Source organism: Sulfurimonas sediminis, assembly GCF_014905115.1.
In the GTDB taxonomy this organism is placed as follows: Bacteria; Campylobacterota; Campylobacteria; order Campylobacterales; family Sulfurimonadaceae; genus Sulfurimonas; species Sulfurimonas sediminis.
Map to the genome: position 1 here is coordinate 577,274 of NZ_CP041235.1, position 24,054 is coordinate 601,327.

A 24,054-nucleotide genomic window follows, 5' to 3' on the forward strand; every position below is an offset into this window, starting at 1 on the left:
AAAAACAAAACAGGCTTAAGTTGCAGTTTTGCTTTTGTTTGCTATAATTCGCAACTTTAAAATATCATTCAAGGATACTCAAATGGCAAGAAGATGTGCTATTAGCGGCAAAGGCCCTATGAGTGGGAACAATGTTTCTCATGCAAAAAACAGAACAAAGCGTCGTTTTTTATTAAACCTAAGAACAGTTCGTATTACATTAGAAGACGGTACAACGAAGAAGATTAAGATTTCTGCAAGAGAATTACGCACACTTAAGAAAAATTCGTAGACTATAGGAATCAGTTTTGAATCTTTTACCAAGGATTCGTAAGTTCCTAAATTGGGAGAGCCCTCCCAAACCTGATCCCAAGCTTCTTCCTGAAGTTTATTCCCACCTCAAAGCTTTTCGTCTCCCTTTAATTTTAACAGTATTTGTAATGTTAATAGGAACATCCGGATATGTTCTTATAGATGATTTTACAATAATGGATGCAATTTATCAGACAGCCATTACTTTTACTACTGTTGGTTTTGGGGAAATTGCTCCAATATCAAACGCAGGAAGAATTTTTACTATCAATTTGATTATTGCAGGGTTTGCAGTATTTTCAAGTGCTATAGGTATTTTGGTTTCAGAACTGAACAAGGGGCATATTGTTGCCATAATGAAGGAGAGAAGAATGCTGTACAAAATAGCAAGACTTAAGAAGCATTTTGTTGTGTGCTATCATAATGACTATACAATAGAAGTAACAAAACAGTTGCGAAAAAACCATATTCCTTTTATTGTGATTGATCCAAGGCCTGAAATCTACGAATGGGCAATAGAACATAAATATCCGCATTTTTTGCAGGCACAGCCTCATGCTGAGCTCTCAATGCTCAAAGCACACCTCTCTTCTGCAAAAGGTCTGATTACTTTGTCTAGTTCCATTGCTGATAATATTGCGCTGATTGCTTCGGTGCGGCTTTTTGAAAAAGAACATTTTTTGCCTCGTCCCTATTATGTGATATCCTCAGCAGAAACAATGAGTGATGTGGAAAAGCTGAAAAAACTTGGAGCAGACACTGTTGTCTCTCCTACAAAACTCACAGCGCAGAGAGTCTCTGCCATGGCAGCCCGCCCCGATATGGAAAATCTGCTTGAAGAATTTTTATATAAAAGTGACAATCCTCTGGATATGCAGGAAATTACTGTACCGCGTTACAGCTGGGCGGTTTTGAAAAAACTCAAAGAGACGCACATCCGGGAAATTGCAAACACATCCGTTGTAGGGATTACCAGAAAAGACGGAAAGCTGATCGGCATGCCAAAGGGAGATACCTTGGTGACAAGTGAATCGAAACTTCTAGTGATAGGCACACAAGAAGGCATTAAAATAACAAAAGATTTGATTTCAAAAAGAGTCAAACCTAAGGAGTTGAAGTTTGTATAAGTTGATAAAAGTTGATGGTGGGGTTTGTACGGCAGAAGGTTTTTATGCGGATGGTATCAGTGCAGGCTTAAAACCGAACAATGTAAAAGATATGGCTTTTGTTTACAGTGATACCCTGTGTGAAACAGCGACAGCATTTACAACAAACAAAATGACGGCAGCACCGATACGTCACTTTAAAGCAAAAGGTGAGTTTCAGACAAATTTCGTACTTATAAATGCTAAAAATGCCAATGCGATGACTGGAAAAGCAGGTATTGAAGATATAGAAGAAATTTTAGCTACCTTGCCGGAGGAAGTGCACAACCCTGTAATGAGTTCAACAGGTGTTATCGGTGTAAGACTGCCAAAAGAGAAAATTATCGCCGGTGCCAGACTTTTTGATTTGAAAAAACGAGACGCCAATGCGGCGGCGGCAGCGATTATGACAACCGATACTTTTTCAAAACAGATTGCATACAGAGTTGAGCTTGAAGACGGCAGTTGTTTCCATATTGGGGCAATGGCAAAAGGAGCAGGGATGATTAATCCCGCTATGGCTACAATGCTCTGTTTTATCACAACTGATGCGAAAGTTGACAAAGATGAAATGCAAAATATTTTAAATGACAATGTAAAAAGAACTTTTAATGCCGCAAGTGTTGACGGAGATACATCCACAAATGATACAGTCATGTTGCTCAGCAATGCAAAAAGTAAAGTCTACCACAAGGAAGCATTCACAGAAGCTCTTTATAAAATTATGCGTTTTTTGGCCCGTGAAATGGTAAGAGACGGAGAGGGTGCGACAAAACTTGTAACCTATGAGGTGAGTGGGGCAAAAGATGATGAGGAGGCAGAGATCGTGGCCAAAGCGCTGACCAACTCTTTACTTGTCAAAACGGCACTCTACGGAGAAGACCCAAACTGGGGAAGAATCGCCTCAACAGTCGGTGCAAGCGGTGTAGAAGCTTATGAAGAGAGTTTAAAAATTTCTTTTGAGGATGTCTGTGTGTATGACAGGGGTGAACTCTATTTTGATGCAGTGATGGAGCAAAAAGCCGGTGAAGTTATGAAAAGAGACTCATTTACAATTTATTGTGATTTAGGGATAGGCGACGGAAAATTCACAGCTTTTGGCTGTGATCTTGGGTATGAGTATGTCAAAATAAATGCGGACTATCGAACATAATCCTCTTTAAACTCAACATACCGAGAGGCTGAGGCATAGAGTTCTTTTATCTCATCTTCATTTAATGCTCTGACAACTTTTGCAGGGCTTCCCATGATGAGCGAGCGGGGCGGAAAAACTTTGTTTTTTGTCACAAGCGAACCTGCTCCGACTATGCTCTCTTTGCCTATAACCGCACCATCCAATATGGTAGCACTCATGCCGATGAGGCAGGCTTTTTCTATGGTGCATCCGTGAAGCATGACACGATGCCCTATGGTTACATCATCTCCGATAACAGTGGGATTACCGTCACTCTTGTCCTCTTTTTTGTAATGCGTTACATGTATCATGCTTAAATCCTGAATATTGACACGATTGCCGATTTTTATGTAATGCACATCACCTCGAACGACACAGCCAAACCAGATAGAACAATCCTCTCCGCAGGTGACATCCCCTATGACATCAGCAGAAGGCGCTATCCAGCTTTTTGCTCCTATAGAGGGAGTGATATTTTTGTATACATGTAACATAAGGCGTGTTCCTTTAACTTTCTATGAAGAGACGGTTTACCAGTTGCTGCACATAGGTAGAGGTCTCTTTTTTGGTTGCTTTTGCAATACGGTTGACATAGTCTTCAAGAAGTTTGTGGTTGTTGATAATTTTTTGCCCCTCTTTGGGTTTGATTTTTATATAGGATCCGTCACTTTGCAGTTCATGTGCAAGTGCATTGTCGGAGCATTGCAGTTTAAGAATCTGTATAATTTTCTTTTTGGCATCTTCATCTTTGATAGCAGTTAAAAGCTCTATACGCCGCACAAGATTTCGAGGCATCCAGTCTGCACTTGAGATATAGACTTTTGATGCATCATTTTTAAAATAAAAAGTACGGGCATGCTCGAGATATTTTCCCAAAATGGAAACAACTCTTATATTTTCACTTACATCTTTGATACCGGGCTTCAAACAGCAGATACCACGTACAATAAGCTCAACTTTTACACCGGCTATTGAAGCTTTATAAAGTGCTCTGATGACATCATCGTCGACAAGTGAGTTTATCTTTGCAATGATGTGTCCGTTTTTCCCCTGTCTTGTTTCATTGTGAATGAGTGAGAGGAGTTTGGGTTTGATTTGTGAAGGAGACATATACAACTCATTGAGTTTTCCTTTTTTGCTGAAACCTGTCAAAAAGTGGAAAAAGCGTGTTAAGTCATTGGTGATTGTGTCCTTGCTGGTCATATAGCTCATATCAGTATATATTTTTGCAGTGGAAGGGTTATAGTTTCCTGTGCCCAAATGGGCATACTGTTTGAGTTTTCCGTTTTTTCTTCTTGTAATCAAAGCGGCTTTTGCATGGACCTTAAAACCCTGAATACCGTAAATAACATGGGCTCCTGATTTCTCAAGCGCTTTTGCCCAGATAAGATTGTTTTCTTCATCAAAACGTGCTTTGAGTTCAACCATGACCGTGACCTGTTTCCCCGATTCGCTGGCATCCATCAAAGATTTGACAATAGGTGATTTTGTCCCTGAACGGTAGAGTGTCATTTTTATAGAGACAACATCAGGATCTTTTGCTGCATACTGAATGAGATTTACCACAGGGTCAAAGCTTTGATACGGATGATACATCAAGACATCCTGCTTTTCCAAAATAGAGAAAATATCTTCATTGTTTTCAAAAGGCGGCAGGTTTTTTGGTTGAAAGGCCGGTGCCAAAAGATGTGCAAAATTTTTGTTGGATACTATCTGCCAAAGACTTGAAAGGTTTAAAAAAGTATGGTATCTGTAAATGTCATCTTTATAGATATGTGCATGACGGTTAAAAAAGTTAATGATTTCATCATCGGCATTGGAACCGACTTCGAGGCGGACCATTTCTCCTTTACGGCGAAGTTTTAAGCCCTCTTCAAGAATCTCCATAAAGTCATCAGCTTCCTCTTCCTCTATGGCAATATCAGCATTTCTTGTCACACGAAAAGGGGCATATTTGATAAGCTCATAGCCTGGAAACAGTTCATCAACATGTTTTTCCACAACACTTTCTATAGGCACATAGGTTCCGTTTCCAAGCTCTACAAATCTGTTTAAAACACGGGGCACACGTATAATTCCAAAGCGTTCTATGTTTTCGTTGTCCATATCGCGAAGCTTTACGATAAGTCCGAAACTCAGGTTGTTAAGGTGCGGAAAAGGGTGTGTGGCATCTATGGCAATGGGAATAATTACCGGGTAGATGTTTTCATTGAAATACTGGTTGAGTTTATGTTTGTCCTGATTGTTCACTTCATCATATGTTTTTACACTGATACCATGAGGCTCAAGTTTTTTAAATATTTCACTTCTGCAGTGCTCGACAACCTGTTGTTCCTGGTGCAGATAGTTTCTTATTTCACGAAGCTGCTGCAATGGGGTAAGTCTGTCAGCCCCTGAGACGATAATGCCCGCAGCAAAAAGTTTTTTTAAACCTGCCACGCGAATCATATAGAACTCATCCAGATTTGTCCCGTAAATGGCAAGAAATTTGAGACGTTCAAGCAGAGGCAAAGATTCATCCTGCGCCTGTTTGAGGACTCTTGTGTTAAACTGTAACCATGAAAGCTCACGGTTTAAATAAAGATTGGGATTTTTAAGGTTTATCATAAATTTTTCACTTTCTTTGGTAAGTTTTTTCTTTATTATAGCAAAGAAATTATTACTATTTGATTACACCTGTGCCACTCATGTTGGCTGCGTGGTAAATTGTCACACCGTTTTTTCGGGCATAGTACTCTAAAAGCAACTTCTGCAGTGTTGGCTCAACAGAAGGGGTAAACCATGCATTGTTGCTTATGGCAATCATATATTTTACATCACCTTGATAAAGCTCTTTACATGTAGCCTCATAACAGATGGCATTTCTGAACCTGATACCTTTTATGACAAAGTCTGTCGGTTTTTTTGCCGTGACAAAATCACTTGATCCTTGAAAAAAAGTATCGTTGATGAACTTTTGTGCAAATTTTGGCAGAGGAATATACTCGCCAAAAGGAACCAGAATGAGTTTTTTGGCAAGGCTGTATTCTCCTTTGTCAAACATATAGGTGACATTGTAGTTGAGATTGTTTTCACGCATCAGTGCACCGGCTATGACAGTGATTTTTTCAGAAGCTTTGCGAAGTTCCTGTATCAGTTTTGGCATTTCATTCATAAAAAGAGGAAAGACAGATTCCGGGAAGATGACAACATCATAGCCTTCTGCCTGCGCCTGATGAATTTTTTCAAAAATCATGGCAACGGTAGGGTAGAGGCTGCTTCTCTCCCATTTGACACTTTGGGGAATTTCTGTTTGTACCAGCTTTATCTTCAGGGGTGCGTCATGTTGTTGCGGGTAGCCGTAATTATAGGCAAAAATGAGAAGCGCAAGCGGCAGGTATCTGTATTTTTTGTTTTTTATCAGCCAGGGCAGGGAGAGAGCAAGCAAAACGGCTGCCAGTTGATACTTGTAAACACCTATATAACTGTTGACAAACAAGAGCTCAATCTTCATCCAGTTCCAGCCAAGCGGTTCAAAAAAGCTGAGCCCAAAAAGCAGCAGGGCCCGTATATAGGGCTTGTCTGTAAAGGCGAGCGGTGCAAAAAAGAGAAGATAGAGAATGCCGAAGCCGAGAGTAACAAAAGGCTCCATATAACCGACACCCTGATATTTAAAACTAAAGCCAATCCAGTAAAACCAAAAGAGTCCTATAAAAAACCCGCTAAAAAGAACCGCTTTTTTAGGAATACTTAAAAGCAGTGCAATGGCGCCAAGTCCAAAAAGGGTATTGAGAAATTTATTTTCAATGCCAAAATATTCCAAATAGATAAAAGCACTGAAAAGTGCAGCCGTAATAATTGCGAGTAAAATATTTTTTGTTAATGAATTCATTTTGAAATTGTACTGAATTTAAGAGCTTATTAGTATATTTCTTGTATAATCGCTGCAATTTTATAAGACAAGGAAGCACAAGATATGGAAATTATCTCCCAACTACTACCGTTTGTATTTTTAATTGCAATTATGTATTTCGTAATTATTCGCCCACAGCAAAAAGAGGCCAAGGCTAAAAAAGAGATGATTGAATCTCTTAAAAAAGGTGACAAAGTCATCACTAACGGCGGTTTTATCGTTGTTGTTCATAAAGTTGAAGATAACTTTCTGACTGTAAAACTCAATGATGATACACTCGTAAAAATTACAAAAGATTCCATTGCAAAGAAGTTCGAGGATGAAGCTTAATTATCGCATAGTCATCTTTGCTCTGGCAATAGTGTTTGGAATTGTATTTTCTCTTCCGTCACTTTTACAGACCCAAAGCGGCAAAAAAATAACCTTAGGCCTTGATTTACAGGGTGGTCTGCATATGCTGCTCGGTGTAAAAACCGAAGAAGCGACAAAATCACGTATAAAATCAATAGCGGCAAGTATCAAACACTTTGCGGAGCGTAATGATATTTTAATAGACGGACTGACTTTTGATGACAAAAGCGTCAAGTTTGAAGTTTTGGATTCTGATGAAATTAAAAAGTTTGACACTTTTTTATCAAAACTTGAAGGCGTAGATATTACACATAAAGGGAGTGTTATTACACTCAGTCTGACGCCAAAAGAGATTCAAAAGACAAAACAGCAGGCAGTTTCGCAGGCAATAGAAACCATCAGAAACAGACTGGATCAGTTTGGACTCTCCGAACCGATTGTCGCACGTCAGGGAAAAGACAAAATTCTTGTAGAACTTGCGGGGATTAAAACGCCGCAAGAAGAACAGCGTGCACGTGAGCTGATTTCGCGTGCGGCAAAACTTGAAATGATGGCAGTAGATGAGGCCAGAAATGCACGGGTTTACAATATGAGTGATGCAGATGCGGCGGCATACGGTGATGTGATTTTAGAAGATGTGAAAAATCCTAAAATCAAGTATTTGGTGCATGAAATTCCTATTTTAGACGGGGGAATGCTTACAGGCGCCAATGTTGGTTTTGACCAAAACAACCGTCCGGTGATTAATTTTAAACTCAATGCCGAGGGTGCTGACATTTTCGGTGATTTTACCGGTAAAAATGTAGGCAAGCGTCTGGCAGTTGTACTGGACGGAAAAGTCTACTCTGCACCAAATATCAATGAACGCATCGGCGGAGGCAGCGGACAGATTTCCGGAAACTATACAGTGCTTGAGGCAAAAGATTTGGCGATTGCCTTGCGTTCGGGTGCCTTGCTCGCACCTATCTATATGATGGAAAAACGCTCAGTCGGTCCAAGTCTGGGTGCTGACAGTATTAAGGCCTCTATGATAGCGCTTATAGGCGGTTTTATTCTTGTTATTGTTTTTATGATGGTTTATTATCGTATGGCAGGGGTGATTGCAAATATTGCTCTGATTGCCAACCTGCTGATTCTTTTGGCGGTTATGAGTCTTTTTGGGGCGACATTGACGCTGCCGGGTATGGCAGGTATTGTCCTGACGGTCGGTATGGCGGTGGATGCGAATGTTATTATTACCGAAAGAATCCGTGAACTCATTTATGAGGGAAAATCTATGCACAAGGCCATAGAAGAAGGCTACGCAAACGCAATGACGGCAATTTTGGATGCAAATATCACGACGCTGATTGCTTCTGTTGTGCTGTATGTCTATGGAACGGGAGCGATTAAAGGGTTTGCCATTACGATGAGTATCGGTATTTTGGCATCTATGCTTACGGCAATTCTCGGAACACATGGAATTTATCAGATGCTTGAGCCTAAAATGGGCAAGAGCAAAAATTACCGTTTTTGGTTTGGGATTAAAGGATAATCATGGAATTTTTTAAGTATAAACAGCCCATTGATTTTATGGGCAAATCAAAAATTGCAATGGCAGTTTCAATTATTCTTATCTTGGCTTCGTATGCGATTTTGGCGACAAAAGGACTAAATTACGGGATCGACTTTGCCGGAGGAACGATTGTTCAGGTGAAGTATGATACAAAAGCCCCTATCAAAGCGATGCGGGAAAAACTGCAGGCAGACAAACTTTTTGACGGTGCTTCCATCAGTGAGTTCGGTTCTCCGGATGAAGTTGTCATTCGTATGAAAACATCGAGTGCGAGTGTAGCAAAAGATATCGGTGATGTTGCCAGAGCAGCACTGCAGGGCACAGGCAATTTTACGATTCGCCGTGTTGATATTGTAGGTCCAAAAGTAGGTTCGGAGTTAAAAGAGAAAGGGCTTATGGCACTGTTTCTCTCAATAGCCGCGATTCTTGTTTATGTGGCATTTCGATTTGAGTGGCGATTTGCCGTTGCTTCTATAGCCGCGTTGGTGCATGATGTCTCCATTGCAATGGGTGCAGTGGCTCTTTTTCAGATTGATGTCAATCTTGATGTCCTTGCCGCCATCCTGACACTTTTGGGGTATTCGCTCAACGATACGATTATTGTCTTTGACCGTATTCGAGAGGGGATTACAAAATCCAAAAAAGCGAATTTGACGGAGATTATCAATGAATCTATCACAAGAACGCTTGCACGTACGACACTGACCTCTTTAACGACCTTTTTTGTGGTCTTTACACTCTTTATGTTTGGCGGAGAGATTATCCATGCCTTTGCATTTACACTTTTGGTAGGTATAATCGTAGGAACATATTCGTCCGTCTTTGTTGCTTCACCGTTGTTGATACTTTTTGGTTTTGATGTGAAAAATTATCATGCAAAACTGGCAGAGAAGGCAAAGAGAGAAGCAGAAAAAAACAGAATGCGCGAACAATTTGAATCAGGAGTAATGTAATGGATTGGGGTAAAGTCGTCTACGTATTTTTTTCATTAATGAGTCTAACATCCATAGCGGGATTTTTGTATGAAAATACGGCTATTTCATTGTTTATAGCCGCAAGTGTGAATCTGATTTCAACAATTTTAAAAATCGGTGTGCGCAATCTGCTTTCCGCTGAGCTTTTGGCATCTTCTTTGGTGGCAGACCTGCACCTGATTCCGGCATTTGTCTTTTTGGTTATTGTACAAAATGACTCCTGGGCAATTGCTTTGGCAATCGGTGCATTGATTGCCAATGTTTTTTCAATGGGACTTGTTTACATTGAGAGCAGTAAAACACACGAAGAATATTAACAGGAAGAATAAAAGTGGAATATAACGCAAAAAATATAGAAAAAAAATGGCAGGAATACTGGAAGCAAAACGAAAGTTTTGAGCCGAGTGAAGATTTTACCAAAGAGAAGAAATACATTCTTTCGATGTTTCCGTTTCCAAGCGGACGCCTGCACATGGGACATGTGAGAAACTACTCTATCAGTGATGCTTTTGCCCGCTACCACAGACAGCAGGGTAAAAATGTACTCCATCCCATAGGCTTTGACAGCTTCGGAATGCCTGCTGAAAATGCTGCTATAAAAAACGGTTCACATCCTAAAAGCTGGACCTATGACAATATTGACTATATGAAAAACGAGTTTTATTCTCTGGGTTTCTCTTTCTCACGCAAACGTGAATTTGCCACAAGTGACGAACTTTATACGAAGTTTGAACAGGGCTTTATCATTGATATGTACAACAAAGGCTTGCTGTATCGTGAAAAAGGGATGCTCAACTGGTGTCCGCATGATCAGACTGTTTTGGCAAATGAACAGGTGGTCGATGGCTGCTGTTGGCGATGTGACACGCCGATTGTCAAAAAAGATATGAATCAGTACTATTTTAAAATTACAGCCTATGCAGACGAACTCTTAAATGATTTGAAAAAGCTTGAAGGCGGCTGGCCGAAACAGGTTTTGACTATGCAGGAAAACTGGATAGGAAAATCAAACGGACTTGCTTTTGACTTGTATTTTGATGAAGCAAGCCAAGAAAAACTTTCGCATACATTTGAGCATTTTGATGTTTATACAACAAGACCTGATACGATTTACGGTGTGAGCTATACGGCTTTGGCACCTGAACATGAAATTGTCTCTTATATGATTGAAAACAAACTGCTTGATGCGGATGTCATTGCAAAAATTGAGACTATGAAAAACACCTCTTCCATTGAACGGCAAAAAGAGAAATCAGGTGTCGCGCTTGGTTTACATGTAACGCATCCGCTCACAGGAGAAAAAATTCCTGTCTGGGTGGCAAATTTTGTCTTGATGGATTATGGAAGCGGTGCGGTTATGGCGGTGCCTGCACATGATGAGAGAGATTATGACTTTGCCAAAAAGTATGACCTGCCTGTAAAACCGGTTATCAAGCCTTTTGAAGCAGAACATGACTTTTCAAAATCTGCTTTTACAGAAGTCGGCGAGCTTATAAATTCCGGTGAATTTACTGGAATGAACTCTCAGGAGGCACAATCAAAAATCATAGCAATGTTTGAGCAAAAGGGTTTGGGCAAAAAGACGACAAACTATAAACTCAAAGACTGGGGCGTGAGCCGTCAAAGATACTGGGGTGCACCTATTCCTTTTATACATTGTGATTCGTGTGGCCTTGTTATGGAGAAAAAAGAGAATCTTCCTGTGGCTCTGCCGGATGATGTAGAGATTACAGGAGAGGGAAATCCTTTGGAAAAACATCCCACATGGAAACACTGTAAATGTCCGGAGTGTGGCAAAGATGCTATGCGTGAAACAGATACAATGGATACTTTTGTAGAATCTTCCTGGTATTTTCTGCGTTTTTGTGCATCGCCTGCAAACTGGGAAAAAGAGGCATTTTCACCTGAGCAGATAAAATACTGGATGCACCAAAAAGGGCACGAAGGTGTTGATCATTACATCGGTGGAATCGAACATGCGATTTTACACCTTTTATATGCGCGTTTTTTTACAAAAGTCTTCCGTGATTTGGGTTATATTGATTTGGATGAACCGTTTGAGAGACTTTTAACCCAGGGAATGGTACTCAAAGACGGAGCCAAAATGAGCAAATCAAAGGGAAATACGGTTGACCCTGATGCCATCATTGAGAAGTACGGTGCAGATACGGCACGTCTGTTTATACTTTTTGCCGCACCGCCGACACAGGAACTTGAATGGAATGACAGTGCTGTCGAGGGTGCCTACAGATTTATCAAAAGATTTTATGAGCGAAGTGCCAATGTCTTTACATGTAAGGAGAAGCCGAAAATCAATCATGCGGATTTGAGCAAAGAAGAGAAGTTTGCTCGTAAAAAAGTCTATGAAGCACTCAAACGTGCCGAAGATGTTTACAATGAAAGATATACATTTAATACGATGATTGCCGGTGTCATGGAAGCGATGAACGCACTCAATGCACAAAAAAATGCAGATGTATGGACGGAAGGATACTGGATACTCAGCTCGATTATGGAGCCGGTTATTCCCCATACCTGCCATGAAATCAGTGAAAAATATTTTGACTTGAAAAACTTAGCACCGCAAGAAATTCAAGAAGAAGTTTTTGTAGAAGAAAGCATCTCTTTGGGTGTTTCGGTTAACGGGAAAAAAAGAGGAGAAATTGAAGTGGCCGCTGATGCCGATAAAGAGACAATTATTGCAGCAGCAAAAGAAAATATTGCCAAGTGGCTTGAAGGCAAAGAGATCGTCAAAGAGATATTTGTGCCGAAAAAACTTGTCAATATTGTAGTCAAAGGCTAAAGAATGAAAAAACATCCGCACTTTTTGAAGTTAGTTACTTTCATAGTATCTCTGCTTCTTGTAAGTGGGTGTGGCTATAAACCAAGTTCAAAGTATGCCAGAAGTGTCATTGGGTCAAAAATACATACACATGTTGTCATTTCAGCTCTGGACCCTCAAAATACCGTTTTAATAAAAGATGCAGTAGACAGCGCTATTGTGGAAATTTTTCATGCCTCTTTAACAGACAAATCCCATGCCGACACAACGCTGAATTTTTCTCTGACACCACCGAGTTATTCGCCAATTCAGTATAATGCGCAAGGGTATATTATTGCATATCGGGCAAAAATTGTTTTGAAGATTGCAAGAGAATCAAAAAATATTAAAAAAACGTATACGGCAAGAGGTACCTATGATTTTTCGGTTGTACCAAATGCTGTTATAACTGATCAGGAACGATTTGATGCGATAAAATTTAGTGCTATAAAAGCTATAGCATCTTTTGTTGCACAGGTCTCAGCAGAAGGATCACAACTATAAATCAGGAGAAGATCACATGACTATACAAACAATCATAAGCAAAGCTGTTAAAAGATTAAAACTTGAAGGAAAACTACTGACTCCTGACTTTTATGCAGAAGCATTTTGCAAAGAGGCGCAAAAAGCAAATATGCAGGTTGAAGATTGTCAGCATATTGACAAGTTCAATGCCATGCTCAACAAAGATTTACAAAAAGAGCTCAAAAAATACAACATAAAAACGATGCATGAATTTGTGCGTTTGCTTATCTCAAAACTCAACAGAACCAACCCTACACAGTGTTCAAACCTGCTTGAATCCCAAACATTACTGACAAAAAGAATTCTGCAGGTTATTACTGTACTGCACAACAAAGAAGCGAGTGAGCTTGCCCAAAAAACCCTGGAACTTATAGAACATGGTGCCCAGCCTGAACAGCTGGACCAGTTTCGACAACGATGGGTCAATTTTTTAACTACTTATGATGATGCTTTTTTGCAAAAATTGAAAGAGTACGGTGATGTAGATACGCGGGACTTACAAAAAACTATTGAAAATTTACATTTGGAATGTGTCACTGCACAAGAAAACCAAAGTGTGAATCTACAAAAAATATCAAAACTTTTGATAGCTTCTTTTGTCCCTTCAATTGCATCAAGTGTCAATGACACAATTGCCACTTTGAGTGAAAAAATTCAGAAAAATCCTGAGCTGCTTGAACATGAAAGTGTTGAAAATGAAATCAGGTCAGCCATATCTTTGCGTATAGCACTTGACAAAGCAACTGTCAAAGAGATGGTAGAGTCTATTGACGGTGTTCTTGATAAACTTTCACTGCGCCTTATAGACATGATAGAGAGTTCTGACAACTCAAATGCCGAAATACAAAAAATAAAACTTGAGCTGGAATCTTATACGGAAGAATCAACTGTAAATTTTGCACTTGCACATAAAAAACTTTTTACAATTGCCGTTGCCTTAGAAAAAAATACACATCTTTTAAGTAAAGATTTGCAGGGACACAGTGAGGAAGTCAAAGCTTTGAGCAAAAAAGTCCGTACACTTGAAAAAGAGCTTGAAGAGGCCAAACAGGAGTCAAAAGAGGATTTTTTAACGAAGCTGTATAACAAGCGCGCGCTTGATGAGTTTTTAACGATGAAAGAGGCAGAGTACAAACGGTATGGCCACAATTTTGTCATTGTTATGTTTGATATAGACTTTTTTAAAAAAGTAAATGATACCTACGGGCATGAAGCTGGAGATGCGGTTTTGGCGGCATTTGCCAAAATACTCAAAAAAGAGAGCAGAACAGTAGATATAGTCGGTCGTTTTGGAGGCGAAGAATTTTTGGCACTTTTAAGTGAGACAGATTTGGAAGGTGGTGTGGTTTTTGCCCAAAAGGTGAGACAACATGTCGAAAAGACTCGTTTTGTATATAAAGGCAAGCGTATTAAAGTGACTGTGAGTGCCGGTGTCGCGCAACGAAATGATCATATTTCACTTGACGCGACGATAAATTCTGCCGATGAGTATCTGTATAAAGCAAAAAAAGAGGGAAGAAACAGAGTGGAGTATAAAAAATAAACGTGTTACAGGAATTTCTTAACCACAAACCATTGTATTATGACACCATAGACTACACCCGTATGCCCAGAGTATATGCAAAAATCAAAGCTTCATTGAAAATTCCAAAAATTATTCATCTTGTGGGAACAAACGGAAAAGGGACAACAGGACGTTTTTTGGCGTCAGCTTTGTACTCTTTGGGGTTTTCTACGGGGCATTATACCTCTCCTCATATACTGACTTTCAATGAACGCATTTGGTTCAACGGAGAAAATGTCAGTGATACACGCTTAAATGAAGCACATCAAAAGCTTTTGTCATTGTTGGACCACCAGGATGCAGATTCATTAAGTTACTTTGAATATACAACACTTTTGGCAGTTTTTTTGTATCAGGAGTGTGATTATATTGTTCTTGAGGCAGGGCTTGGCGGAGAGCATGATGCTACAGCGGTATTTGAAAATATTTTAACACTTGTGACACCGGTTGGTTTTGATCATGAAGCTTTTTTGGGGTCGGATATTTTGTCTATAGCAACGACAAAACTCAATGCCATGCAGAAAAAAGTCATTTTGTCCAAACAGCCACATAAAGAAGTGATGCAGATTGCCAAAAAAATCGCACAGGAAAAAAATATCCGTGTTGCAGATTACAGTGAACTTTTAGAGGCACAGGACAAAGAAAAGATTGAAAAAATTGCCAGGTATCATAAGTTGGCATACTATTTAAAAGAAAATTTAATGCTGAGTGTCGCGGCATTAAAGAGTCTGGGTATTTCGTATGAAGCAGAAGATTTTAAGCATGCAAAATTATTTGGCAGACTTTCTCAATTAGAGACAAACATACTGATAGATGTAGGGCACAACACACTGGCGGCTCGCTCAATTTATGAAAGTTTAAAAGAGAATAAATATATATTGGTTTATAATAGTTTTAAAGATAAAAACTACAGTGAAATACTTACTGTTTTACAGCCGATAATTGAACATGTGGAAATTATAGCAGTAGAAGACGAAAGAATAGAAGAGTCGACGAAACTCAAAAAGGCTATAGAGGATTTACAGATTAAACACACAAGCTTTCAAGGGATAGATGCAGATAAAAATTATCTTGTTTTTGGCTCCTTCAGTGTTGTGGAAACATTTTTGAAGGTGCATGGTGGATAATCATTTTACAGTCACTATTCACGATGACAACGGTGTCAAGCAGTTTAATGTTCACAAGTTTATAAAAAAAGCTTTTTTGTATGCCGGACTTTTTTTACTGAGTATTGTACTGATTGCCTCAGGAACTATTTTGTATTTAAATGCCAGTGTGGATAAACTGCAGAGTAAAAAAAATGAAGTGGCACAGGCATATAAAGAGATGTTGCGTCAAAATCAAGCCTTGCAAAAAGAGATGAAGCGTACAACACATTCACTTTTGGCAAAAGAAAAAGAGCTTGATGAACTTTCAGATTCTTTGTCTCAGATTGAAACGCTCATAGGGCTCAAACCTCTTGCGGATGAATCTTTGGCCGAAAGAGTAAATATGACAATGCTCAGTTCATCGCACAGAGCAACACTGCTGGAACTCATCCCAAGCGGATCTCCTGTAAAGTACCATGGAATTACAAGCAAATTCGGCTACAGAATACACCCGACACTGCATAAAAAGGAGTTTCATCGTGGTTCTGACATGAAAGCGAAATTCAATACTCCTGTATATGCAACGGCTGACGGTATTGTTGAATGGGCAGGGTTGCACAGGCGCAGCGGTTTTGGAAAACTTGTCATACTCGAACATGTGTATGGTTTCAAATCGTATTTTGGACATTTAAACAAAATTGTGGTAAAGTCAGGACAATTTGTAAAAAAAGGTGATTTAATTGCCTATACGGGCAATTCTGGACTCAGTAACGGACCGCATTTACATTATGAAATACGCTTTATTCATCGAGCATTAAATCCGTATTATTTTATAAAATGGACACAGCAAAATTATGATGAAATTTTTAAAAAGGAGAAAAAGGTACCATGGCAATCTTTAATAATGGCAACCTCACGGATAAAAGTGATAAAACAGATGCAAACACAGCAATTGTCACAGCCGGAGCTAAAATCAAAGGCGAAATAGAACTTACATGTAATCTTTACATAGATGGAGAGTTGGAGGGGTTTATAAAGTCTTCCAAAGAGGTGAATGTCGGTAAAAACGGACATGTAAAAGGCGATATCACAACAAAGCGTCTCGTGGTTCAAGGCCTGGTTGAGGGGAGTATACATGCAGACCGTGTTGAGATAAAAGCGGCCGGACATGTAAATGGTGAAATCACCTCGCTTGAACTTGTCATAGAAGCCAAAGGTATTTTTCAGGGAAACTCGATAGTAAAAGAAACAGGAAAATAATGTCACAGGCAGTTTTATTTAATCATTTTAAAAACAATGCACAAAAAGATGCACTTGAAGTTTTGGTATGCGAAGATGCAAAAGAAGCATATGAGCTTGAAAATGTAGCAAAATTTTTTGGACGTGATGTTGTTGTTTTTCCCGATTTCAGACCAGCTTACGGGGATGATTTGCGTTCGTACAAAGAAGAGTTGCACGAACTCAGCTTTGCCTTAAGAAAATACTATTTTTGCAGAAAAAAACCACTTGTAATATCTCCTTTAAAAACACTTCTTTTTCACTTGCCAAAAAAAGAGCTGCTCGGTGAGATGAGGCTTGAGTTTGGCTCAGAGATTAATCTCAAAGAGTTTAAAGAGCAGATGCTTTACTGGGGATACACTTTTGTTGACATGGTACAGGTTGCAGGTGAAATTTCCCATCGTGGAGATATTATAGATATTTTTGTACCTTCTTCCGAAAATCCGATAAGAATTTCTCTCTTTGACAATGAAATAGAACAGATAAAATCCTTTGCGCTTGAAACACAAAGAACTCTCGGCGATGATTTGGAAAGTGTAGAAATTCGAAGTGCTTTTTATGCGCTGGATGAAGCATCCTACAATGAATTGCATCAAAAAATACAAAAGAGTGAATTTGATGCACTCAACAAAGATGTAGCCTCTTTGGGATTTTGGCATCTTGATGAACTGGCAGAGAATTTTTTGGCAGGCAAAAATGTCAAGCTTGTCAGAAATCTGGACAATATACTCAAAGATGCCTACGGTATAAACAATCCGCAGCTTCCAAGGGATGCTTTTGATTTGGAACTACTCGAAGAAAACGATGCCGTCAAAGAGCTGGTTGTTGTCAATGCTGCGCAGCTTTTAAAAGTACATCCAAACAAAAAAGTAACGCTCATTGCTGCAAATAATGCAACAATAAAACAGACGGGCATTTATGATACAGCAGGGTTGACCATTGTAGAGGCTCCTTATATATTAAATATTATTACACCTGATGAGCTGGTTATATCACTGAACAAAGCCGATAAAAAACGCCGTAGAAGAAAAACTTCTATTCTTTTGGATGATTTAAAAGCAGGTGATTATGTTGTTCATGAAGATTATGGTGTGGGTATCTTTGAAAAAATTGAAAAAACCGAAATACTCGGCGGAGTCAAAGACTTTATCGTCATCAAATATGTCGGTGATGATAAAATACTGCTGCCTGTAGAAAATCTCGACTATATTGACCGCTATATTGCCGGAGGCGGTGCGACACCTGTGCTGGACAGGCTGGGAAAAGGAAGCTTTGGCAAACTCAAAGCAAAGGTAAAAAAAAGACTGCTTGAGATTGCAGGACAGATTGTTAACACGGCAGCAGCAAGAGCACTCATTAAGGCACCTAAAATTTCTTTGGACAAAAAAGAGTTAGAGCAGTTTCAGGCACTTTCAGGTTTTGAGTATACAGATGATCAGACTCAGGCTGTTGAGGAGATACTCGGACAGATGAGTTCAGGGCATATAATGGACAGGCTTTTAAGTGGAGATGTCGGTTTTGGCAAAACAGAAATTGCACTCAACACTATTTATGCAGCCTACAAGTCAGGCTATCAGTCGGCATTTATCGTGCCGACTACACTGCTTTCAGCGCAGCACTGGCGCTCTTTGGATGCGCGGTTTAAAGATTTGGGTATCCGTTATGCTAAACTTGACCGATTTGTCACCACAAAAGAGAAAAATGCAGTTATTAAAGGGCTGGCAAGCGGTGAAATAGACTGTGTTGTTGGGACACATACGCTTTTTGGACTGGAATTTAAAAAGCTTGGCGTGGTGATTATAGATGAAGAACACAAGTTTGGTGTGAAACAAAAAGAGAAAATCAAAGAGCTCTATCATAATGTGCATCTGCTCTCTATGAGTGCAACGCCTATTCCGCGTTCACTGAATCAGGCACTCAGCTCCATAAAAACAATGAGCCAGCTTTTAACAGCGCCGAGTGAGCGCCAAGGGGTCAGAACTTTTGTCAAAGAGTATGATGAAAAGCTGATAAAAGAGGTTATTTTGAGAGAACTTCGCCGTGGCGGTCAGGTCTTTTATGTGCACAATTCAATTGATCATATGCCGATAAAAATGGGGGAACTGCAGGCACTCTTGCCTGACTTGAGAATGCTTATGCTGCATTCTAAAATATCAGCGGTTGAAACAGAAAAAGAGCTGCTGAAATTTGAAGCAGGCGAATATGATGTCATGATAGCTACTTCCATTATTGAGAGTGGTATCCATATGCCTCGTGTCAACACCATCATTGTGGACGGTGCAGACAGATTTGGTATAGCAGATTTACATCAGCTTCGCGGACGTGTAGGCCGTGGCCACAATGAGGGTTTTGCCTATTTTATTGTACAAAACAAAGAAAATTTGACAGATGAAGCCAAAAAACGTCTTTTGGCATTGGAATCAAACTCCTTTTTAGGTTCGGGTTCTGTGCTGGCACATCATGATTTGGAAATTCGCGGCGGCGGAAATCTTGTAGGGGATGCACAAAGCGGACATATTAAAAATATCGGCTACTCTTTGTATCTTCGAATGCTTGAAGATGCCATAAAAGAGTTGAGCAATACAGCCGAGGGAGAGCGGGCAAAGGTAGATGTGAAACTGAGCATATCCGCTTTTATCAGTGATGAAATTGTGCAAGAAGACAGATTGCGTTTGGATATCTACAGAAGACTTTCACAGTGTGAAAATGCTGTGGAGATTTACGAGATAGAAGAAGAGGTAATTGACCGTTTTGGTGAGTTGGATATTCCTACAAAACAGTTTTTTGAACTGATGGTTATTAAACTTTTGTCCCTGGAGAAAAAAATCAAAACGATTTCAAACTATGGACAAAATATCACATTTACCTATTTAAATGAGTCTAAGGAGACAATAAAATCAGATTCGAAAGATGATGATGACATTATCAAAGCAACACTGTACTATTTAAGAAACAGCAAACCAAAAGTGCTCTAATTGGTCTATATTACTCTTTTTTTAAGCGCTTTTGGCGCTGCAACTCTATTGCCGATTGTAAGTGAAGCTGTATTGGTTTATGATATTGCAGCCGGTTACAATATTTATGCTCTGCTGGGTGTTGCTACACTCGGCAATACCCTTGGTTCCTGTTTGAACTACTTTTTGGGTAAAAAAGGGGTTGAGTATCTGGCACAGAAAAAATATGTAAAAATGAAAGTATATAAAAAAGCCGAATCAATGTTTGAGTGTTACGGTGCCATCGTGCTGCTGCTCTCCTGGGCTCCGATTATCGGCGATCCTATTACTTTTGTAGCCGGTGCCCTGCATTATAATTTTAAAAAATTTTTTGTGCTTGTTTTGTTTGCAAAAGGTATTCGTTATATTCTATTGGCACTTTTTTTTATCTGATTTTATCTCTTTGGAAAAAGCTTCAAAAATGCGGTAAGTACTCCAGTGATAGGGCATAAACTCAGGATGCCACTGCAGACCTAAAATGAAGTTTTTATTGTCTGTTTCAATGGCCTGTATGAGGCCGTTTGTATCTTTTGCTGCAACTTTCAGCCCTTTTCCGAGTCTTCTCACTGTTTGATGATGCAGGGCATTGACTTTTAATTTTTCGGCTTTGAGAATTTTATGCAGCTGGCTTTTTGGTTCTATTTTGATGGTATTTTGCGGCAGCAGGGAATGCGGATGTCTAAATTCCAAATCCATTTCCTGTATATGCGGATGAAGTGATCCGCCCATAAAGAGGTTGATAAACTGCATGCCTCTGCATATTCCCATAACAGGAATGTTTTGTGTGAGCGCGCGCTCAAGTAAAAAGAGTTCCATCGCATCACGCAGCGGTTCGGTTTTTTTTACACTGGGATGTTTGTATGTATGAAAAGTATGCGGATCAATATCCACACCTCCTGTCAGTAAAAGCCCATCCATTTGGATGCTTTTATCCCAATTACCAGGATGTAAAAACCTTGCATTCACACCAAAAAGTGTGAGCAAGGCACGACTTGTCATCCAGGCACTGCGACTTCCTTTACTTGAGCCTGTTATGATTATATTTGTTTTTTCAGCCATACATTGACCTTCTGCAACCATTTCTCTTTTTTCAAAAACGAAAAAGGGTCAGTGAGGTATTTGCTGTATTCACCGGCAAGTTGTGCAAGTGTCTCTTTGTCTTGAGCGAGTTTTTCAATGATGACCCAGCTGTTCCAGGCATCATATGTATGCCACTCCTTTTTGTCAACCTTGGAGTTTGGAAGACGATAATGATAGGCAGGACGCGGTGAAATTTTTTCCTCGGGCAGCGTCTTGAAAACCTGATTGGAATCTATCCAGGCAAGGAGAGGCAAGAGGTCCAGCGCGCGATTGCGGGTAGGGTTGTATTGCAGATAGTCGCAGATAAACCGGTTTATATCGGGTTGGTAAGAGGCTTTGAGTACTTTTTGTATATACTCCTCTTCAAAAGGTTTGATATAGGGGCTGATTCTGCGTACAATATCCGGTTGCAGCCATAGCACAAGTGTCTCATAAAGAATGAAAAATGCCCTGAGTGTATCAATAATTTCTGTTACCTCAAAAGAGAAGGCCTGGGGATTGATATGAAAGCCAAAGGCATAAAGAGGGTTGGCATCAGTTCCAAGTGCTCCGTTGGTCCGGAAAGTCTCTTTTATCTCTTCTACAATTTCAATTTTATCCAAAGGAAGCGGCGGTGTTGTAATTTCATAAGGCACTATGGTTTGTGAAAGGGTGGCTATGAACTCTTCCAATGCCAGTGCGATTTCTGCTTCGATAAACTGGTCAAGTCCTATGTTCTGCAGCCATTTCTGCAATCCCTGAGAAATAAGAAACTGAAAATCAAGCACAAGATTAAAGTCACCATAATGTGTGTCTCTGATTTTGTAATGATAAGGATTTATTTTTTCCATACTGCCGGATTTTAGAGTTTCAATAAGTAATTCTGCACTTTTTTGTAATTCTATGGCACTGTATTCAAGTTCAAAGCCGACTTTTCGAAGTTCATGTGAAGAAGCAAGAAGCACAGGTGGTTGAACAAAAAGATTCATACTGTAATTAAGTACCTATCCAAAGATAAAACCAATTAACAGCGATAAGTAAAAGGTACAGATGCAAGGCAGATTTTTGCAGCACTAGCCGTAGTTAATGCAAAAAAATCTAACGAAGACAGATGTGCCTTTTACTTATCGCCCAAGGGGAATTTTAAAATGATACCTATTAGTGCGTTAAAAACTCTTGAAGCTACTGGTAGCTTCTGCGAATTTTTGCCTTCTACTGGGCATCATTTTAAAGTTCTGTTAATTGGTTTTATTTTTGGATAGGTACTTATACTCTATATTTAGATATAATTTCGAAAATTTAACAAAAGAATTATACATTGAAAATAGCATTTATAGGCGATATACTAGGGCAACCCGGGCGTGTCATGTTGCGTGATTATCTGAAGAAAATAAAAGAAGAACACAAAATTGATTTTGTCATTGCAAATTATGAAAATGCTTCTCATGGTTTTGGATTGACACTCAAAAATGCAAATGAACTCTTCTCATACGGCATTGATGTTATGAGCGGAGGCAATCATACCTGGGATAAAAAAGAGATTATTCCTCTTTTAGATACGCATGAACTGCTGCGACCCCATAATTATCCGGATGAAGTACCGGGAACCGGTCTGCGTATTTATGATATCAAGGGTGAAAAACTTGCTGTCTTGAATCTAATGGGGCATTATGCAATGCCCTATACTGACAATGCTTTTCGCTGTGCAAAAAATACGGTTGAGGCACTGCACACGCAGGAGATAAAAAATATTTTTGTTGATTTTCATGCTGAGGCTACAAGTGAAAAACGTGCTATGATGATGATGCTTCAGGGAAAAGTAAGCGGAATTATCGGGACACATACCCATGTAGGCACTGATGATTTTCAAATTGTAAACGGTACGGCATATATGAGTGATATAGGGCTTACAGGGTGCCGTGACAATATAATTGGCATGGACAAAGATGTTCCTATAAAACAGTTTTTGACAGGGCTAAAAGGGCATTTTGATATTCCCAAAAAGTGTAAAAAAATTCTGCAGATGGCTGTTATGCAAATCAACGACGGCAAATGCAGTGAGGCATACAAACTGAAAATTTTTGATGACAGCAGAGTGATTAAAACCGAGGCATGGCTGGATTAGGCGGCAGTCACTCTGTAGTAGTTGTCATTTGCAATATAGGTATTGATAAATTTTTGTTTTAAAAGAGTGTTCTGTTGTATGTTTTCAGGCTGTTTAACTTCTTGTGTTAATGCTGTTTTCGGTTTTTGCAAAAGAGAAAAATAGTGAGAATTTTCACTGTAGGCATTCTGGGCACTGCTGATTTTGTTTATTTTTTCAAATTTGGTTTTGGCATACTCTTTTTTGAATGCATTTTGCTGTTGCAGTAACTGTTGGTTGTGTAATGACTTATAGTTTGAGATGTAATTGAGTGGTATTTTTACAGAAGAAGCAACAACTTTTTCAAGGTTTTTTGAGAATAATTTCTCTTGCTCTTGAGAGAAAGTGTCTCTTGCATTTTGCGTATGTTTATCTATTTGTGATGTGTGTTTGTTGGGTATATATGTATTGTATGATGAAACAAACATCTTTTTTCCCTCTTCCAAATTTCCGCAATTGATTTATTATACCATAGAATCTTTGATATAATTATAAAAAATATTAAGGCATGTTTATGAGTGCAAATATAGTAATAGTTGAAGATGAGGAAGATTTACTCGAACTGTTGGAATACACCCTGGAAAAAGAGGGGTTTGAGACAATAGGCTTTTTAAATACAAAAACAGTTGTGCAGATTTTAGATGAAGAAGATATAGATTTACTGATAATGGACAGGAACCTTCCCGGTGTTGAGGGAAGTGAGTTTGTTGCCCAACTGCGTGATGAGGGGCTTGATATACCCGTTATATTTTTAAGTGCAAAAGACAGAGATGAAGATATTGAGAGTGGCTTTTTAAGAGGCGGAGATGATTACATCACAAAACCGTTTAATATGAAAGAGTTGGTCCTTCGCATCCGGTCTGTCTTAAAAAGAACTTCAAAAAAATACAATAATTCAAAATTGCTTTTTAGAGATTTACTGCTTGACAAAGGCAGCAGAACATTACATGTAGACGGAAGACCTGTTGATGTGACAAAGCTTGAATTTGATCTTTTAAGTGAATTTATTTTAAATAAAAACAGTGTACTTGACAGGGATTATCTGCTTGAAAATGTTTGGGGTGACAGTGAAAACCACCAGTACAAGACTGTCAATGTTGCCATCAACAGGCTCAAAGAGAAGATAGACCCGGACAAGTCAAAAGACTATATACAAACAGTTCGCGGAGTAGGGTATAAAATATGTTAACAAATTGACATA

Annotated in this window: 23 protein-coding genes; 17 read left to right on the top strand and 6 right to left on the bottom strand. The window is 39.3% G+C overall.

Annotation, left to right across the window (positions count from 1 at the left end):
• The first annotated feature begins 82 nt into the window (after positions 1 to 82).
• From rpmB to argJ, 3 genes are read left to right on the top strand one after another with little or no spacing between them, the layout of a single operon-like run.
• On the top strand, positions 83 to 271 hold the full coding sequence (gene rpmB, locus FJR45_RS03240) for a 50S ribosomal protein L28 (protein WP_013326380.1): 189 nt from the start codon (positions 83 to 85) through the stop codon (positions 269 to 271).
• A gap of 16 nt (positions 272 to 287) precedes the next feature.
• Positions 288 to 1,418 carry a potassium channel family protein gene (locus tag FJR45_RS03245; protein WP_193151325.1) on the top strand — a complete coding sequence of 377 codons (1,131 nt, stop codon included), beginning with the start codon at positions 288 to 290 and terminating at the stop codon, positions 1,416 to 1,418.
• On the top strand, positions 1,411 to 2,589 hold the full coding sequence (argJ, locus tag FJR45_RS03250) for a bifunctional glutamate N-acetyltransferase/amino-acid acetyltransferase ArgJ (RefSeq protein ID WP_193151326.1): 1,179 nt from the start codon (positions 1,411 to 1,413) through the stop codon (positions 2,587 to 2,589). The genes FJR45_RS03245 and argJ overlap by 8 nt, the downstream gene beginning before the upstream one ends.
• Here argJ and FJR45_RS03255 read toward each other — a convergent pair.
• Genes FJR45_RS03255 through FJR45_RS03265 form a run of 3 tightly spaced genes read right to left on the bottom strand, consistent with a single transcriptional unit; the run spans position 2,577 to position 6,481 of the window.
• Complete coding sequence (locus FJR45_RS03255) at positions 2,577 to 3,104, bottom strand: gamma carbonic anhydrase family protein (protein WP_193151327.1); 528 nt, start codon at positions 3,102 to 3,104, stop codon at positions 2,577 to 2,579. The two genes, argJ and FJR45_RS03255, sit on opposite strands and share 13 nt — an antisense overlap.
• Positions 3,105 to 3,117: 13 nt before the next feature.
• On the bottom strand, positions 3,118 to 5,217 hold the full coding sequence (locus FJR45_RS03260; protein WP_193151328.1) for an RNA degradosome polyphosphate kinase: 2,100 nt from the start codon (positions 5,215 to 5,217) through the stop codon (positions 3,118 to 3,120).
• Between the two features lie 55 nt (positions 5,218 to 5,272).
• Entirely contained in the window at positions 5,273 to 6,481 is a 1,209-nt protein-coding gene (locus FJR45_RS03265; protein WP_193151329.1) for an apolipoprotein N-acyltransferase, read from the bottom strand.
• Positions 6,482 to 6,565: 84 nt separating this feature from the next.
• On the opposite strand from FJR45_RS03265, the gene yajC reads away from it, so the two are divergent.
• Genes yajC through FJR45_RS03325 form a run of 12 tightly spaced genes read left to right on the top strand, consistent with a single transcriptional unit; the run spans position 6,566 to position 20,044 of the window.
• Entirely contained in the window at positions 6,566 to 6,832 is a 267-nt protein-coding gene (gene yajC, locus FJR45_RS03270) for a preprotein translocase subunit YajC (protein WP_193151330.1), read from the top strand.
• Positions 6,822 to 8,387, top strand: a complete 1,566-nt coding sequence (secD, locus tag FJR45_RS03275; protein WP_193151331.1) for a protein translocase subunit SecD — start codon at positions 6,822 to 6,824, stop codon at positions 8,385 to 8,387. Before yajC ends, secD begins: the two co-directional genes overlap by 11 nt.
• 2 nt (positions 8,388 to 8,389) lie before the next feature.
• Positions 8,390 to 9,361, top strand: coding sequence for a protein translocase subunit SecF (gene secF / locus FJR45_RS03280; protein WP_193151332.1), 972 nt, complete (start codon positions 8,390 to 8,392; stop codon positions 9,359 to 9,361).
• Positions 9,361 to 9,699, top strand: coding sequence for a DUF6394 family protein (locus tag FJR45_RS03285; RefSeq protein ID WP_151900907.1), 339 nt, complete (start codon positions 9,361 to 9,363; stop codon positions 9,697 to 9,699). Before secF ends, FJR45_RS03285 begins: the two co-directional genes overlap by 1 nt.
• Before the next feature lie 14 nt (positions 9,700 to 9,713).
• On the top strand, positions 9,714 to 12,185 hold the full coding sequence (gene leuS, locus FJR45_RS03290; RefSeq protein ID WP_193151333.1) for a leucine--tRNA ligase: 2,472 nt from the start codon (positions 9,714 to 9,716) through the stop codon (positions 12,183 to 12,185).
• A gap of 3 nt (positions 12,186 to 12,188) precedes the next feature.
• Positions 12,189 to 12,707 (top strand): LPS assembly lipoprotein LptE, encoded by a 519-nt coding sequence (lptE, locus tag FJR45_RS03295; RefSeq protein WP_193151334.1) that lies wholly within the window; start codon positions 12,189 to 12,191, stop codon positions 12,705 to 12,707.
• 16 nt (positions 12,708 to 12,723) lie between these two features.
• Entirely contained in the window at positions 12,724 to 14,271 is a 1,548-nt protein-coding gene (locus FJR45_RS03300; protein ID WP_193151335.1) for a GGDEF domain-containing protein, read from the top strand.
• 2 nt (positions 14,272 to 14,273) lie between these two features.
• The gene (locus FJR45_RS03305; RefSeq protein ID WP_226966464.1) at positions 14,274 to 15,419 is read left to right on the top strand and encodes a bifunctional folylpolyglutamate synthase/dihydrofolate synthase; all 1,146 of its coding nucleotides are present in this window, start codon (positions 14,274 to 14,276) and stop codon (positions 15,417 to 15,419) included.
• Entirely contained in the window at positions 15,412 to 16,368 is a 957-nt protein-coding gene (locus FJR45_RS03310; protein ID WP_193151336.1) for a M23 family metallopeptidase, read from the top strand. The genes FJR45_RS03305 and FJR45_RS03310 overlap by 8 nt, the downstream gene beginning before the upstream one ends.
• Complete coding sequence (locus tag FJR45_RS03315) at positions 16,269 to 16,640, top strand: bactofilin family protein (RefSeq protein WP_193151337.1); 372 nt, start codon at positions 16,269 to 16,271, stop codon at positions 16,638 to 16,640. The genes FJR45_RS03310 and FJR45_RS03315 overlap by 100 nt, the downstream gene beginning before the upstream one ends.
• Positions 16,640 to 19,633 carry a transcription-repair coupling factor gene (mfd, locus tag FJR45_RS03320; protein ID WP_193151338.1) on the top strand — a complete coding sequence of 998 codons (2,994 nt, stop codon included), beginning with the start codon at positions 16,640 to 16,642 and terminating at the stop codon, positions 19,631 to 19,633. Before FJR45_RS03315 ends, mfd begins: the two co-directional genes overlap by 1 nt.
• On the top strand, positions 19,634 to 20,044 hold the full coding sequence (locus FJR45_RS03325) for a YqaA family protein (RefSeq protein WP_193151339.1): 411 nt from the start codon (positions 19,634 to 19,636) through the stop codon (positions 20,042 to 20,044).
• Here FJR45_RS03325 and FJR45_RS03330 read toward each other — a convergent pair.
• Positions 20,021 to 20,710: a gamma-glutamyl-gamma-aminobutyrate hydrolase family protein gene (locus tag FJR45_RS03330; RefSeq protein ID WP_193151340.1), complete on the bottom strand. Its 690-nt coding sequence runs from the start codon at positions 20,708 to 20,710 to the stop codon at positions 20,021 to 20,023. The two genes, FJR45_RS03325 and FJR45_RS03330, sit on opposite strands and share 24 nt — an antisense overlap.
• Positions 20,689 to 21,699, bottom strand: a complete 1,011-nt coding sequence (locus tag FJR45_RS03335; protein ID WP_193151341.1) for an amidoligase family protein — start codon at positions 21,697 to 21,699, stop codon at positions 20,689 to 20,691. The genes FJR45_RS03330 and FJR45_RS03335 overlap by 22 nt, the downstream gene beginning before the upstream one ends.
• Before the next feature lie 329 nt (positions 21,700 to 22,028).
• Between FJR45_RS03335 and FJR45_RS03340 the strand changes: the two genes are divergently transcribed.
• Positions 22,029 to 22,835 carry a TIGR00282 family metallophosphoesterase gene (locus tag FJR45_RS03340; RefSeq protein WP_193151342.1) on the top strand — a complete coding sequence of 269 codons (807 nt, stop codon included), beginning with the start codon at positions 22,029 to 22,031 and terminating at the stop codon, positions 22,833 to 22,835.
• Here FJR45_RS03340 and FJR45_RS03345 read toward each other — a convergent pair.
• Positions 22,832 to 23,281, bottom strand: a complete 450-nt coding sequence (locus tag FJR45_RS03345) for a hypothetical protein (RefSeq protein WP_193151343.1) — start codon at positions 23,279 to 23,281, stop codon at positions 22,832 to 22,834. The two genes, FJR45_RS03340 and FJR45_RS03345, sit on opposite strands and share 4 nt — an antisense overlap.
• 86 nt (positions 23,282 to 23,367) lie before the next feature.
• Between FJR45_RS03345 and FJR45_RS03350 the strand changes: the two genes are divergently transcribed.
• Positions 23,368 to 24,042, top strand: coding sequence for a response regulator transcription factor (locus FJR45_RS03350; protein WP_193151344.1), 675 nt, complete (start codon positions 23,368 to 23,370; stop codon positions 24,040 to 24,042).
• The last annotated feature ends 12 nt before the right edge of the window (positions 24,043 to 24,054 follow it).

Coding starts and splice junctions, on each gene's coding strand:
- FJR45_RS03315 (WP_193151337.1), top strand. CDS start 16,269: ATGGCAATCTTTAATAATGGCAACCTCACGGATAAAAGTGATAAAACA.
- FJR45_RS03300 (WP_193151335.1), top strand. CDS start 12,724: ATGACTATACAAACAATCATAAGCAAAGCTGTTAAAAGATTAAAACTT.
- FJR45_RS03335 (WP_193151341.1), bottom strand. CDS start 21,699: ATGAATCTTTTTGTTCAACCACCTGTGCTTCTTGCTTCTTCACATGAA.
- FJR45_RS03260 (WP_193151328.1), bottom strand. CDS start 5,217: ATGATAAACCTTAAAAATCCCAATCTTTATTTAAACCGTGAGCTTTCA.
- FJR45_RS03285 (WP_151900907.1), top strand. CDS start 9,361: ATGGATTGGGGTAAAGTCGTCTACGTATTTTTTTCATTAATGAGTCTA.
- FJR45_RS03350 (WP_193151344.1), top strand. CDS start 23,368: ATGAGTGCAAATATAGTAATAGTTGAAGATGAGGAAGATTTACTCGAA.
- FJR45_RS03330 (WP_193151340.1), bottom strand. CDS start 20,710: ATGGCTGAAAAAACAAATATAATCATAACAGGCTCAAGTAAAGGAAGT.
- rpmB (WP_013326380.1), top strand. CDS start 83: ATGGCAAGAAGATGTGCTATTAGCGGCAAAGGCCCTATGAGTGGGAAC.
- secF (WP_193151332.1), top strand. CDS start 8,390: ATGGAATTTTTTAAGTATAAACAGCCCATTGATTTTATGGGCAAATCA.
- FJR45_RS03265 (WP_193151329.1), bottom strand. CDS start 6,481: ATGAATTCATTAACAAAAAATATTTTACTCGCAATTATTACGGCTGCA.
- FJR45_RS03345 (WP_193151343.1), bottom strand. CDS start 23,281: ATGTTTGTTTCATCATACAATACATATATACCCAACAAACACACATCA.
- yajC (WP_193151330.1), top strand. CDS start 6,566: ATGGAAATTATCTCCCAACTACTACCGTTTGTATTTTTAATTGCAATT.
- secD (WP_193151331.1), top strand. CDS start 6,822: ATGAAGCTTAATTATCGCATAGTCATCTTTGCTCTGGCAATAGTGTTT.
- mfd (WP_193151338.1), top strand. CDS start 16,640: ATGTCACAGGCAGTTTTATTTAATCATTTTAAAAACAATGCACAAAAA.
- FJR45_RS03255 (WP_193151327.1), bottom strand. CDS start 3,104: ATGTTACATGTATACAAAAATATCACTCCCTCTATAGGAGCAAAAAGC.
- lptE (WP_193151334.1), top strand. CDS start 12,189: ATGAAAAAACATCCGCACTTTTTGAAGTTAGTTACTTTCATAGTATCT.